Genomic DNA, 12,988 nt, shown 5'->3' on the forward strand with positions numbered 1-12,988 from the left:
GAAACAGACATGCGGCATCCGGCCGTGTCCACGCGGCGGAGCCGACGAGAACGAAGAGGCAGGGGTGCGGGATGGACAGGGACCAGACGGAGACCGGCGCCGACGGCCGGGCCGCACTGACCGGAGTGGTGGTCGTCGACCTGTCCCACGTCCTGGCGGGACCGTACGCCGCGCAGACGCTGGCCGACCTCGGCGCGACCGTCATCAAGGTCGAGAATCCCGCGAACCCCGATGTGTCGCGCGGCTTCCCGCCGTACCTGCGCTCGGACGACGAGGAGTTCAGCGGGTACTACGGCCAGTACAACCGCGGCAAGCTCGGTGTCTGCCTCGACCTGGCCCGTGACGAAGGCAAGCAGGCGCTCAAGGACCTGGTCGCCCACGCCGACGTCCTCGTCGAGAACTTCCGGCCCGGCACCATGGACAAGCTCGGCCTGGGCTACGAGGTGCTGGCCGGGATCAACCCCCGGCTGGTGTACACGGCCATCTCCGGCTACGGCCAGACGGGCAGCCGTCGCCGCCGTCCGGCCTTCGACAGCACCGCGCAGGCCGCGGGCGGCCTGTGGTCGATGAACGGCTATCCCGACACCCCGCCGGTGCGGGTGGGCGTCACCATCGGAGACCTGTCGGCCACGATGTTCGCCGTCGTCGGCACCCTGGCCGCGTTGCGGCACGCCGAGAGCACCGGCGTCGGCCAACTGGTGGACGTCGCCCAGGTCGACAGCGTCCTCGCCATGACCGAGACGGCCGTCGTCGACTACACCGTCGACCGGAAGGTCGCGACACCCGCCGGGAACGAGCACGCGTGGGTCAGGCCGTACGAGCTGTTCCCCTGCGCCGACGGGCAGGTGTTCTTCGGCGGCTACACCGACAAGCTCTGGGCGGCCAGTTGCGCACTGTTCGGCACGCCCGAGGCGGCCACGGACCCCGAGATCGACACGATGCGCAAACGCTTCGACAAGGAGACGTACGACCGCCGGGTGAAGCCGCTGGTCACCGGCTGGTTCGCCGGGCGGACCCGGCAGGAGCTTGAGGACCTCGCGGGCGACCTCATCCCGCTGACGGCCGTCCGCGACATCGGGGAGGTCGTCGAGGACCCGGGCACCGCCGAGCGGGACATGATCGTCGAGGCCGACTACGGCCCGCTGGGCGCGTTGCGGATGTTCGGCTCGCCCATCAAGCTCAGCGCCACCCCCGCCGTGCCGGGGCGAACCGCCAACAAGGTGGGGGAGCACACCGACGAGGTGCTGCGCCGCTTCGCGGGTTACGACCGGGCGCGGATCGAAGAGCTGCGCGCGGCGAAGGTGATCTGACGATGGGTGAGGAGACCGTCCGCCGCGAGCCGTTGCGGACCGAGCCCGCCGCCGCGTACCGCTCCACCTTCGCGCCCTCCGCCCCTGAGCCGGTACTCGGCGAGCCGCTGCCCGCGGGCTGGGAGGGGATCTGCTTCCCCTTCGACGCGGCCTTCGCCGACCTGCGCCCCGACGGCTCGCCCGGCGCCGACGGCACGGTGCCCGACCCCGGCCTGCCCCGGCGCATGTACGCCGGTGAGGACACCCGCTTCCTGCGGCCCCTGCGCTACGGCGACACGGTCGAACAGCGCACCACGCCCGGGGCCGTGACCCGCAAGCGCGGCCGGGCCGGGGAACTGGTCTTCGCCGACATCGAGCGGGCCTACCTGGTGGACGGCGCCGTCGCGGTCACGAGCACCTGGCACGACGTGTTCCTGCCCGCGAGCGACCCCGCTGCCGCGCCCGCCGACGTACCCGCGGGCGAGGCCGAGCGGTGGGACTGGTCGCGGCGGGCGACCCTGGACAGCCGACAGCTCTTCCGGTACTCGGCGCTGACCTTCAACACCCACCGGGTGCACTACGACCGGGCCTGGGCGCAGGACGTCGAGGGCCTGCCCGACCTGCTGGTGCACGGCCCCCTGATGCGCGTGCTCCTGCTCGACTTCGTGACGCGCTCACTGCCCGGCCGCACGATCCGCGAGTTCTCGATGCGCTCGGTCTCGCCCGCGTTCGTCGACCGGCCGGTGACCCTGGTCGGACGCGAGGACGCCGACGGCGTCCGGGTCCGCGTCCTGGACGCCGCCCACCGCCCGCTCGCCCGCGGCCTTGCTCGTACGCAAGCGCCCTCCGGGCGACGACCAGACCTTGCGGACACGCCCTAGGAACGGCGCAGCCGCTCGGCGATCTCGTCCAGCCGGACGGCGAGCGAGAGCCGGAAGAACAGCTCGTCGTCGCGCCAGCCCTCGCCCAGGAGCCGGGTCAGCCGTTCGATCCGCTGGAGGATCGTGTTGGTGTGGAAGCCCAGCTCCCGGCCGGTCCTGGTCGGGCTCGACTGATTGCGTACGAAGGCGCGCAGGGTGGCGAGCAGGTCCGTACCGTGCTCGGCGTCGTAGCGCCGTACCGGCCCCACCATCGTGTCGAGATACGCGGTCAGGGCGGCGGGGTCGGGCTCGAAGACCGCCGCGTAGGGGTGGTAGTCCTCGGCCCGCGCCGCGAGGTCGCCCGCCCCCAGGGCCTGGAGCAGCCGGACGGTGCGCCGCGCCGTCACGGCCGCCGCGGGCAGGTCACCGGCCGTCGCGGCGCTCACCGACAGCACCGGGACCGACAGCGCCTCGCGCAGCTGGTCGTGGAGCCGCTGGACGGTGACGCCGGGCTGCCGGGACGACAGGGCGACGGCGACGTTGCCGCCGTACTCGCCCACCAGCGCCCGGCTGTGCAGCGGACCGAGTAGCGTCCGGGTCGCCTGCGGCCGGTGCTCGCCCGGCACGGCGAAGAGCACGAGGGTGTCGAGGTCCTGGACGGGGACGCGCAACCGCTTGGCCCGGCGCACCGCGTCGCGCCGGCGGTCGGGCGAGCCGTCCAGCAGATCGGCCAGCAACTCGCCCTGCCTGCGGTGCTCCGCGTCCGAGACGGCCTGCCGCTGCATGGCCAGGAGCGTGCCGACCTGCGCCCCCCGCTCGACGGTCCGCAGGTCGACGGAGCTGAGCGGGAAACCGCCCGTACCGAGCAGCACGGCGCCGAAGTAGTACGAGCCGGTCGTCAGGGCGGCGACCGCCCCGATGTCCCCGCCGTCCTCGACCAGGACGCAGCGGCCCGAGTCATGGCTGGCCCGTACGGCGTCGGCGACCGGTGACGCGCGGCGCACCGCGTCGGCCGACAGGGCGCGCCCGGCCGTCACGATCACCTCGCCGTACTCGTCCACGACGGCCACCGCGCGGTCCAGGGCCTCGGCGAGCTTCTCGGCGATCGGCGAGAAGCCGCTGTCCTCCAGCACGGACCGGATGAGCTGCTGATGCACCGCGTTGGCGCGGTCGCGCTCGACCAAGTGCTCCCTCAGCAGCTCCAGCGCGTCGCGCGCCTCCTCCTGGGAGCGCTGGAGGCGCTGGAGCCGCTGCGCGGTCTGGAGCACCACCGAGGCGTGGTTGGCGAGCGCCGAGAGCAGCGCGACCTGCTCGGGAGTGAAGGCGTGCTCGTCGCGGGTCCCGACGAACAGCACCCCCAGGACGTCCTCGTCGGAGAGCAGCGGCACGCCGAGGAGCGAGACCAGGCCCTCGGCGGCGACCGCCTCGGACAGCGAGTCCTCGTGCCACCCGACGGAGTCGTCCTCGTAACGCGTCACCCACTGCGCGGCGCGGGTCTCGACCACGAGGCCGGCCAGCCCGCGGCCGGGCGGCACCACCAGGCGCTGGAAGCGCGGGCTGACCGAGCCCGCCGTCTTGCGGACCCGCAGCGTCAGGCTGGCGGCGTCGAACTCCGAGAGATACGTGACGTCGGAGTCCATCATGTCGTGCGCGCGCTCCACCAGCCGGGCCAGCAGCGCGTCGGCGTCCCGCTCCTCGGCCAGTTCCCGGGCGCTGGAGAACAGGGCGGTCAGCTCGTGCTCACGGCGGCGCAGCCGCAGGTGGTCGCGCCGCACCCCGTACAGCCGCTGCGCGGTGCCCGCCGCGGAACCGCCGGTCACGCCGAGGTCCGCGAGCGCGTCGTCCAGCCGGTAGGGGTCCACCGCCTGTTCGCCGACGGCCGCGTCCAGGACGACCGCCAGCGCCCGCGCGCGGCCGGCCGCCGTACCGCCGTCCGCCCGCTCGGCTCCGCTCTCCACAGCGACCGCTCCCTCCGCGCGCCGCGCCGACTGCTGTTGCCGACTTCTGCCGCCGAACCCTGTCGTCGACCTGTGCCGCCGACCGCTGTGCGCTGCGCACACTCAGCGTGCCCTACGACGTGCTGACGGTCCATAGCGGGGGGTTCCGTGCCGTCACTAGCGTGACCAGCACCCGAGGGACGCGCCCCCGCGCGTCCCTCGGCACCACCGCTCCCGTCCTTCACCGCTCCCGCCCGTGACCGCTTCCGGAGGAAGGCCATGGCATCGTGACCAGCCGTCTGTCGGGTTTCAGGAATCTCTCCGTCGAGCAGCGCCGTGCCCGCGCCGCCGAGGCGATGAAGGTGCCCCTCGCCCTGTTCGACGCGCTCTCGCCGGACCGGGGCCTCTCGCTCGGCCAGGCCGACCACATGGCCGAGAACGTCGTCGGTGTCCTCGGCCTCCCGGTCGGCATCGCGACCAACTTCGTGGTGAACGGCCGCGACATCCTCGTCCCCATGGCGACCGAGGAGCCCTCGGTCGTCGCGGCGGCCTCGAACCTCGCCCGGATGACGCGCGACCACGGGGGTTTCCGTACCTCCTCCAGCGTCCCGCTCATGCAGGCGCAGGTGCAGATCCTCGATGTCGCCGACCCGGCGGGCGCGCGGGTGCGGCTGCTGTCCGCGGCCGAGGAACTGATCGCGCTCGCCAACGGACAGGACCCGGCGCTGGTCCGGTTCGGCGGCGGGGCGCGCGAGATCTCGGTGCGGCTGGTGCCCAGCAGGCGGCAGACCTATGTCGTGCTGCACCTCGTGGTCGACGTGCGCGACGCCATGGGCGCGAACGCGGTCAACACCATGGCCGAGGCCATCGCCCCCCGCGCGGCCGAGATCGCCCGCGGGCGGACCCTCCTGCGCATCCTCACCAACAAGGCCGACCTGCGCCTCACCCGTGTCTCGGCGACCTTCGACGCGGGCCTGCTCGGTGGCCCCGACGTCGTGGAGAACATGCTGGACGCGGCCGAATTCGCCGTCGCCGACCCCTACCGCGCCGCGACCCACAACAAGGGCATCATGAACGGCGTCACCGCCGTCGTCCTGGCGACCGGCAACGACACCCGCGCGGTCGAGGCGGGAGCGCACTCCCACGCCGTCGGGCCGGACGGCCGATACACCGCGATGTCGCGCTTCGAGAAGAACGCCGACGGTGATCTGGTCGGCACGCTGGAGCTGCCCATGCCGGTCGGACTGGTCGGCGGCGCCACCAAGGTGCACCCCGTGGCGCGGGCCAACGTCACGCTGCTCGGCGTGGAGACGGCGAGCGAGCTGGCCGAGATCATCGTGGCCGTCGGCCTGGCCCAGAACGCGGCGGCGGTGCGGGCGCTGGCCACCGAGGGCATCCAGCGCGGCCACATGTCGCTGCACGCGCGCAACGTGGCCGTGACCGCGGGGGCCACCGCCGCCGAGATCGACACGGTCGTCGCGCGGATGGTCGCGGACAGGTCCGTACGCGCGGACGCAGCCGAGCGGATCCTGGCCGACCTGCGGGACCGGCCGTGACCCGGTCGCCGGTCGCGCTCGGACTGCCCGCCGCCCACCGGTCGCCGGGACTGCCGCGCCGGGTGACGGTCTACGAGGTCGGCGCCCGCGACGGGCTTCAGGCCGAGCAGGCCCAGGTGCCCACCGGGGCCAAGGTCCGGATGATCCGCGACCTGGCCGCCGCCGGGCTGCCCGTGGTCGAGGCGACCAGCTTCGTCTCCCCGCGCTGGATCCCGCAGTTGGCGGACGCCGCAGATGTGCTCGCCGCGTTGCGGGAGGCGGGCGCGGACCTGAGCAGGCACCCCGTCCTGGTGCCGAACGGCCGGGGTCTTGACCGCGCCCTGGACGCCGGGGCGTCGGCCGTCGCGGTCTTCGTCAGCGCGACCGAGACCTTCGCGCGCCGCAATCTGGCGATGGGCCGCTCGGAGGCGGTCGAGGTCGCGGGAGAAGTGACCGAGCGGGCACTGGCCGCGGGTCTCCGGGTCCGCGGCTATGTCTCGATGGCCTTCGGCGATCCCTGGGAGGGGCCGGTCCGCCCGGAACGGGTCGCGGAGGTGACCCGGGACCTGGTCGACGCCGGGTGCCACGAGGTGAGCCTCGGCGACACCGTCGGCGTCGGCACACCGGGCCACGTGGGCGCGGTCCTCGCAGCGGTCGCCGAGGCGGGTGTGGCCCGCGACCGGATCGCCCTGCACTTCCACGACACGTACGGTCAGGCCCTGGCCAACGTGCACGCGGGACTGCTCGCCGGGGTCACGACCTTCGACGCCTCGGCCGGCGGCATCGGCGGCTGCCCGTACGCGGGCTCCGCCACCGGCAACCTCGCGACGGAGGACCTGCTCTGGATGCTCACCGGTCTCGGCATCGAGACCGGGGTCGACCTGGACGCGGCGATGCGCGCGGGGCTCCGTGTCACCGCGCTCCTCGGCCGGCCGTCCCCGTCACGGGTCGTCCAGGCCCTGGACCGCGACTGGCCGGACGGGGACCGCTAGGGCGCGGGCGGGCGGTCAGTACGGGTAGAAACCCGCGCCCGTCTTGCGGCCGAGGCGGCCCGCGTCGACCATCCGCTGAAGGATCGGCGGCGCCGCGTACAGCGGCTCCTTGTACTCGGAGTACATCGAGTCGGCGATGGCGGCGACCGTGTCGAGGCCGATCAGGTCCGACAGCTTGAGCGGGCCCATCGGGTGCGCGCAGCCCAGCTCCATGCCGTTGTCGATGTCCTCGCGGGTCGCGATGCCCGACTCGAACATCCGGATCGCGGAGAGCAGATACGGCACCAGGAGCGCGTTGACGACGAAGCCGGAGCGGTCCTGGGCCCGGATGGCGTGCTTGCCGAGCACGTCGGTGACCAGCGCCTCGGTCCGCTGGAGGGTGTCGCTGCCGGTGGTGAGCGCGGGGATCAGCTCGACCAGGCGCTGCACCGGGGCGGGGTTGAAGAAGTGGATGCCGATGACCTGGTCGGGCCGGGAGGTCGCCACGGCCAGCTTGACCAGCGGGATCGAGGAAGTGTTGGAGGCCAGGATCGCGTCCTGCCGGGTCACCACCTGGTCGAGCACCCGGAAGATGTCGATCTTGACCTGCTCGTTCTCCACCACGGCCTCGATGACCAGGTCGCGGTCGGCGAACTCGCCCAGGTCGGTGGTGAAGGTCAGCCGGGCCAGCGTCTCGTCGCGCTCCGCCTCGGTGATCTTGCCGCGCTCCGCGGCCTTGCCGAGCGAGTTCGTCAGCCGGGTGCGGCCCAGTTCCAGGGCCTCACCGGTGGTCTCCGCGACCCGGACGTCGAGCCCGGCCTTCGCGCACACCTCCGCGATGCCCGCCCCCATCTGGCCCGCGCCGACCACTCCGACGCGCTGGATGTCACTCACTCGTCAGCCCCTGCCGCTTCCGTGTACCGCTTCCGTGTACCGGACAGACGTTACCTGTGTCCGGTACACGGGGGACCGGCCGGGTGCCGGTCCCGCGCGTACCCGAAGGAGCCGGGGTCAGCCCACGGAGCAGGCGGAACCGTTGAGCGAGAAGGCGGCGGGGGAGGTGTTCGTCCCCGGCGCGCTACCGGTGAAGCCGAAGGTCGCGGAGCCGCCCGCGGGCAGCACCGCCGCGTAGCTCGGCGCCGTGACCGTGACGGCCGCGCCGCTTTGCGTGTAGTCCGCGCTCCACAGCGACGTGACGGTCTGGCCGCCGGCGAAGGACCAGGCCAGCTTCCAGTTGGAGATCGCCGCCGAGCCGTTGTTCTTGACCGTGACGGACGTCTGGAAGCCGCCGGGCCAGGAATTGGTGACGTCGTACGCCACCGAGCAGGCGCCGGAGCCGGGCGGTGTGGTCGGCGGTGTGGTCGGGGGAGTGGTGGGAGGCGTGGTGGGCGGTGTGGTCGGGGGAGTCGTGGGCGGGGTCGTCGGGGGAGTGGTCGGCGGGGTCGTACCGCCGGAGCTGTCCGAGGTGTCGCCGTAGATGATGCCGCGGCCGTTGGTCGCGATGTAGACGCGGCCGTAGACCCTGGGGTCGCCGGTGATGGCGGTGTTGGTCACGCCGTACTGATGGGCGTTGTCGTTGATCCGCACCCAGTTCGCGCCCGCGTCGGTGGAGCGGAAGATGCCGCGGACGCCGCCGATCTTCGCGCTGGTGTAGAGCGCCTGGTAGGTCGCGCCGGGGGCGGCCTTGCCGAAGCCGATGGTGTCGGCCTCCTGCACGTTGGCCAGCTTGGTGAAGCTCGCGCCGGAGTTGGTGGAGTGCCACAGGCCGTACGCGCCGCCCGTGCTGCCGCCCACCACCCACACGTCGCCCTCGGCGCCGGGCAGCGCCTTGAGCTTGCCCGCCTCCGCGGGCAGTCCGGTGGCCGCCGTCGCGGCGAAGGTCGCGCCGCCGTCGGTGCTCACGTAGAACTTGCCGCCGTAGACACCGTAGAACTTCTTCGGGTTGACCCGGTCGGAGCCGATGGCCGCGCCGGTCGGAATGCCGGTGGAGTCGGACCACGAACTCCCGAAGCCGACCGCGTACTTGACGCCGGTACCGGACGGGGCCCAGAGGAAGCGGCTGCCGTCGGCCGCCGCCGCGACCGTACCGCCGCCGCTGACCCCGGACGGGTCGGTGCCCGCGAACCAGTTGGCGCCGTTGTCGGTGGAGAAGGCGACGTGCGCGCCGCTGTCCGCGTTGCCGACCCTGACCATGGTGTTCGCGTTGGTGGCCGCGAAGTCCAGGCTCGTGGTGGTGGTGAAGTTGGGCTGGGTGAACATCATCGGGGGCACGGCGGTGAGGTCGGTGTGCCGGAAGCCGCCGATGTCACCGAGCGCGCTGATCAGCGGTGCGCCGGTCGGCGGGCTGACCAGGTCCTGGACCGAGGTCTCCTCCAGGCCCTTGGCGTTGGGCTTGATGGTGAACTTCGCGCCGGTGTCCCAGTTGGTGAGGTTGTCCGTGCCGTAGACGGTGGCGCCGGTGCCGTACCACATGCGGTTGGAGTTGAACGGGTCGATCTCCAGCGACTCCGTCATCCAGCCCAGCTTGGGAGTCTCCTCCGGCGGCGACGGGTTGGCGCCCCAGCTCAGCCACGGGGACGACGAGACGTCCATCGTGTAGCGGTCGGCGCGGTTGGGGTAACTGGTGAAGTCCCAGGCCCGCGTCCAGGTCGCGCCGCTGTCGGTGCTGCGGAAGATCTGGGTGTCGGCCCACCACGAGCTGTAGCCGGTGACCATGATCGTGCCGGGGTGCTGCCGGTCGACGGTCATACCGCTGTAGCCGAAGTACGTGTCCGCGTCCGACATCGGGCTGATGTTGGTCCACGCGCCGGTCGCGGTCGCGTACCGCCACACCTGGCCCTTGGCGCCGTCGTACGGGCCGCCGGTGTCGCTGGTGGCGAGGTAGAGGTAGCCGTTCACCGCGTCCAGCACGCCCTTGTGCGCGATGTAACCGGTGGGCTGGCCCGCCAGCCGGGACCAGGTGGCGCCGCCGTCCGTCGAGCGGTAGACGGTGTTGGCCTTGTCGGCCACGCCCACGTAAATGGTCTGCGTGGTGGAGCCCTTGGTGCCGGTGCGCGGGTCGAAGGTCACCCACACATCGCCCTGGTTGTCGCTCTGGTAGCCGCTGCTGTCGGACGGATCGGCCACGTAGTTGCCGACGTTGGGGAAGGCGGTGACCTTCGCCCAGGTCACACCGGAGTCGGTGCTGCGCCACAGCCCGTTGCCGCTGGGCGCGGCGAAGTACAGGACGCTGTCCTTGTTGGGGTCGATGGCCAGCCGCTCGCCCATGCCGCGGCCGGGCATGTTGCCGCCGAGCTTGAACGGCAGCGCGGTCGCCGCCCAGGTCGCACCGCGGTCCGAAGAGCGCAGGATGGCACCGTTGTTGGGGTCCCAGGAGTTGGTGTACATGCCGACGGCCGCGTAGACCTTGTCGGGTGCGAGCGCGTCGGTGGCGAGGCTGACCACGCCGTTCCTGTTCCAGTCGGTCCAGCCCGCCGAATCCAGCAGCGGTGTCCAGGACTTGGCGGCCTCGTTCCAGCGGTAGGCGCCGCCGATGTCGGTCCGCGCGTAGGCGAGGTTCTTCTCCGACTGGTTGAAGACGATGCCGGGGACGAAGCCGCCGCCGTCGATCCTGACGTTCTTCCAGGAGTACGTGTCGGCGACGGCGGCCGGTGCGGCGGCGGTGGCCGGAGCCGCGGTGGCGGTGGCGGTGACCGCGGCGACCGCGGAGGCGCCGCCTATCAGGGACAGGGCCGCGACGAGCGCGGCGAGTGGTCTGCGGAGCATGGAAAGGCGTCCTCTCCGTACGGACGCGGGCCGCGCCGGGCCCGCGCGTGCGGGTGGTGGGGGGATGGACGGTGGCGCTATACATAGGAGGTGTGGGAGCGCTCCCAGGATGTTAGCGCTCGTGCCGACGCCCGAGAAGGGGTCGTCAACGCTCCGTCCCGGCGGGGGCCGCGCGAGGGAATGGACCGAACGGCGGGTTGCCCCGGCGCCGGAAGTCACCCATCATCGGCGGATCATGACGGATGATCAGGAGGCACGGATGGACCGGCTCACCCGCAGGACCTTCACTGTCGCGGCGGCGGGCGCGCTGGCCGCCGTCATCCCCGGCTCGGCGGCGCGGGCGGCCGAACCGTCCCTCGCCCCCCAGGGCGCACCGGGTCCCGCGGGCCACGGCGGACCCGGTGGCCACGGCCGCGACCTGCGCGGCATGTGGATCGCCTCGGTCGCCAACACCGACTGGCCCTCGGCCCCCGGACTCCCCGCCCACCAGCAACGTCAGGAACTGCTCGACCTGTTGGACACCGCGGTCGAACGGGGCCTCAACGCCGTCGTGTTCCAGGTCCGGCCGACCGCCGACGCCTTCTGGCCGTCGGCGTACGAACCCTGGTCACGGTATCTGACGGGCACTCAGGGGCAGGACCCCGGCTGGGACCCGCTGGGCACCGCCGTACGCGAGGCGCACCGCCGCGGCCTGGAACTGCACGCCTGGTTCAACCCGTACCGCGTCTCGATGGACACCGACGTCACCAAGCTCGCCCCCACTCACCCGGCCCGCCTCCACCCCGAGTGGATCGTGCCCTTCGGCGGCAAGCTCTACTACAACCCCGGACTGCCCGAGGTCCGACGTTTCGTGCAGGACGCGATGCTCGACGCCGTCCGCCGCTACCCCATCGACGCCGTTCACTGGGACGACTACTTCTACCCGTACCCGGTCGCCGGCCAGGTCTTCGACGACGACGCCGCCTACGCGCGGTACGGTGCCGGATTCCCCGACCGCGACGCCTGGCGGCGGGACAACACCGACCGCCTGGTGCGCGAGACCGCCGCCAGGATCAAGCGGATCAGGCCGCGTACCCAGTTCGGCATCAGCCCCTTCGGCGTCTGGCGCAACGCCGCCACGGACCCCCTCGGCTCGGCCACCACCGCGGGCGTCCAGACCTACGACGACCTGCACGCGGACACCCGCAAGTGGGTCAGGGAGCAGTGGATCGACTACATCGTCCCCCAGGTCTACTGGAACATCGGCTTCGCGGCGGCCGACTACGCCGCCCTCGTCCCCTGGTGGTCCGACGTCGTCCGGGGCACGAACGTGCGCCTCTACATCGGCGAGGCCCTGTACAAGGTCGGCGTCGCGGGTCAGCCCGACGCCTGGCAGGACCCGGCCGAACTCACCCGCCACCTCGACTTCTGCGCCCACTACCCGCAGGTCCGCGGCAACGTCTACTTCTCCGCCACTCAGGTCGCCGCAGACCCTCTGGGCGCGATGACCCTTGTTGCTGAGCGCTACAAGCGCCACGGTCGGAGGCGTCGTTGAGCGCGAGCGGGGCCAAGCGCCTAGAGGCGCTGCTCTACCAGCCGGTGGATGGGGTCTGACCTGCGAAGCTCGGCATTCCGATCGATCCGCTCCTGCTGCCGTGGGACATATTTGGTATGAGCGGATGGTCGGAACCGCTGCCCCCCGGGTGCGGTGAGTGGCGAGGCGGACGTCACCCGTAGGAGGCCGCCGTAGGCGGCCGGTCGAAGAAGGTCATCAGCACCTTCTCGGCCTCCTGTGCTGCGTGTGGCGGCCGGGCGGTCGGTGCCGTACGCCAGCAGCCAGGACGAATCTCGTGATGGAAATAATGCGCATCCCTGCCGTGTTGGTGTCTTGTCGGTGAAGGTCGCAAGGGGGGCGTATTTGAGGCTGTTCACGCTCGGTGGTGGGAACGCTGTGGAGATTGTGCCGCAGGTGCTGGAGTTCGAGCGGGATCTGCGGGGGTTGGTCGAGGCGAACATGCTGGCCCTGCTGGGCGTGCGCTTCCTCGCGAGCGAGTACAGCACGGGGCGGTTGCACGGCGGGCGGATCGATTCGCTGGGGATCGGCGAGAACGGTGCTCCGGTGGTGGTGGAGTACAAGCGCGGCCGTGATCCGGGGGTGTTTTCTGAACTCAACATCCGGGTTCTGTCACTGGCCGAACTTCCGCTTCCAGAGCTCCTGAGCCCACATTTCTCCAGCTTTCCGTGGACTTTCCTTCTTCGCCTCCCAGCCGACGACCAGCGGCCCCATCCCCGTGCAGGTGCGATGCCACTCGATCAGGCGCCGTTCCAGCAGCAAGGCTTCTGCGTGGTCAGCGGTCGCGACCCATTGCACTGTCGCGTTGTAGATCTTCAGCATGTGAACGACGGTCACCGCCCACTGCTCGTCGGGTTCGTGGCCCGCTATCCACCCCTTCTCGTCACTCACTCTCTTGGCCAACGATGCGGCCGATCCGATGTAGACCACTCTGTCGTCAGTCGACCAGACGTAAACGCCGGGCAGGTTCGGGAGATGATCCGTCAGGAAGGTGTGCTCAGAGCCGAAGTGCTCCGCCATTGCGGTCAGAAGCTCGTCGACCGTCAGAACCTGAACGCTGATCGCCGCTGTCATGGCCG

9 protein-coding genes are annotated in these 12,988 nt (G+C 71.8%); 5 read left to right on the top strand and 4 right to left on the bottom strand.

The features are described from left to right. The first annotated feature begins 71 nt into the window (after positions 1 to 71). Together BGM09_RS11360 and BGM09_RS11365 are read left to right on the top strand one after the other, a co-directional pair. Entirely contained in the window at positions 72 to 1,310 is a 1,239-nt protein-coding gene (locus BGM09_RS11360; RefSeq protein ID WP_188281386.1) for a CaiB/BaiF CoA transferase family protein, read from the top strand. 2 nt (positions 1,311 to 1,312) lie between these two features. Next, positions 1,313 to 2,170, top strand: a complete 858-nt coding sequence (locus tag BGM09_RS11365) for a hypothetical protein (RefSeq protein ID WP_188281387.1) — start codon at positions 1,313 to 1,315, stop codon at positions 2,168 to 2,170. On the opposite strand, the gene BGM09_RS11370 is transcribed toward BGM09_RS11365, so the two are convergent. Beyond that, positions 2,167 to 4,107, bottom strand: a complete 1,941-nt coding sequence (locus BGM09_RS11370; protein WP_188281388.1) for a helix-turn-helix domain-containing protein — start codon at positions 4,105 to 4,107, stop codon at positions 2,167 to 2,169. The genes BGM09_RS11365 and BGM09_RS11370 overlap by 4 nt on opposite strands. Positions 4,108 to 4,373: 266 nt before the next feature. Here BGM09_RS11370 and BGM09_RS11375 point away from each other — a divergent pair, with 266 nt between their 5' ends. Then, positions 4,374 to 5,642, top strand: a complete 1,269-nt coding sequence (locus tag BGM09_RS11375) for a hydroxymethylglutaryl-CoA reductase, degradative (protein WP_317452651.1) — start codon at positions 4,374 to 4,376, stop codon at positions 5,640 to 5,642. Beyond that, positions 5,639 to 6,613 carry a hydroxymethylglutaryl-CoA lyase gene (locus tag BGM09_RS11380; RefSeq protein WP_188281389.1) on the top strand — a complete coding sequence of 325 codons (975 nt, stop codon included), beginning with the start codon at positions 5,639 to 5,641 and terminating at the stop codon, positions 6,611 to 6,613. The genes BGM09_RS11375 and BGM09_RS11380 overlap by 4 nt, the downstream gene beginning before the upstream one ends. A 15-nt stretch (positions 6,614 to 6,628) precedes the next feature. Here BGM09_RS11380 and BGM09_RS11385 read toward each other — a convergent pair whose 3' ends face one another. Next, complete coding sequence (locus BGM09_RS11385; protein WP_188281390.1) at positions 6,629 to 7,486, bottom strand: 3-hydroxybutyryl-CoA dehydrogenase; 858 nt, start codon at positions 7,484 to 7,486, stop codon at positions 6,629 to 6,631. A gap of 117 nt (positions 7,487 to 7,603) precedes the next feature. Beyond that, the gene (locus BGM09_RS11390) at positions 7,604 to 10,357 is read right to left on the bottom strand and encodes a cellulose binding domain-containing protein (RefSeq protein WP_188281391.1); all 2,754 of its coding nucleotides are present in this window, start codon (positions 10,355 to 10,357) and stop codon (positions 7,604 to 7,606) included. A gap of 235 nt (positions 10,358 to 10,592) precedes the next feature. Here BGM09_RS11390 and BGM09_RS11395 point away from each other — a divergent pair, with 235 nt between their 5' ends. After that, entirely contained in the window at positions 10,593 to 11,891 is a 1,299-nt protein-coding gene (locus BGM09_RS11395; RefSeq protein WP_411158289.1) for a glycoside hydrolase family 10 protein, read from the top strand. Positions 11,892 to 12,521: 630 nt separating this feature from the next. Here the strand turns inward: BGM09_RS11395 and BGM09_RS11400 are convergent. Continuing rightward, a complete protein-coding gene (locus tag BGM09_RS11400; RefSeq protein ID WP_188281392.1) occupies positions 12,522 to 12,983 on the bottom strand; it encodes a hypothetical protein in 462 nt (153 codons plus the stop codon). Positions 12,984 to 12,988 lie beyond the last annotated feature (5 nt).

Source organism: Streptomyces sp. CBMA29, assembly GCF_014596445.1.
In the GTDB taxonomy this organism is placed as follows: Bacteria; Actinomycetota; Actinomycetes; order Streptomycetales; family Streptomycetaceae; genus Actinacidiphila.

Bases quoted from the DNA above. Each gene is read 5' to 3' on its own strand.
- BGM09_RS11360 (WP_188281386.1), top strand. From the start codon at position 72: ATGGACAGGGACCAGACGGAGACCGGCGCCGACGGCCGGGCCGCACTG.
- BGM09_RS11365 (WP_188281387.1), top strand. From the start codon at position 1,313: ATGGGTGAGGAGACCGTCCGCCGCGAGCCGTTGCGGACCGAGCCCGCC.
- BGM09_RS11395 (WP_411158289.1), top strand. From the start codon at position 10,593: ATGACGGATGATCAGGAGGCACGGATGGACCGGCTCACCCGCAGGACC.
- BGM09_RS11390 (WP_188281391.1), bottom strand. From the start codon at position 10,357: ATGCTCCGCAGACCACTCGCCGCGCTCGTCGCGGCCCTGTCCCTGATA.
- BGM09_RS11400 (WP_188281392.1), bottom strand. From the start codon at position 12,983: ATGACAGCGGCGATCAGCGTTCAGGTTCTGACGGTCGACGAGCTTCTG.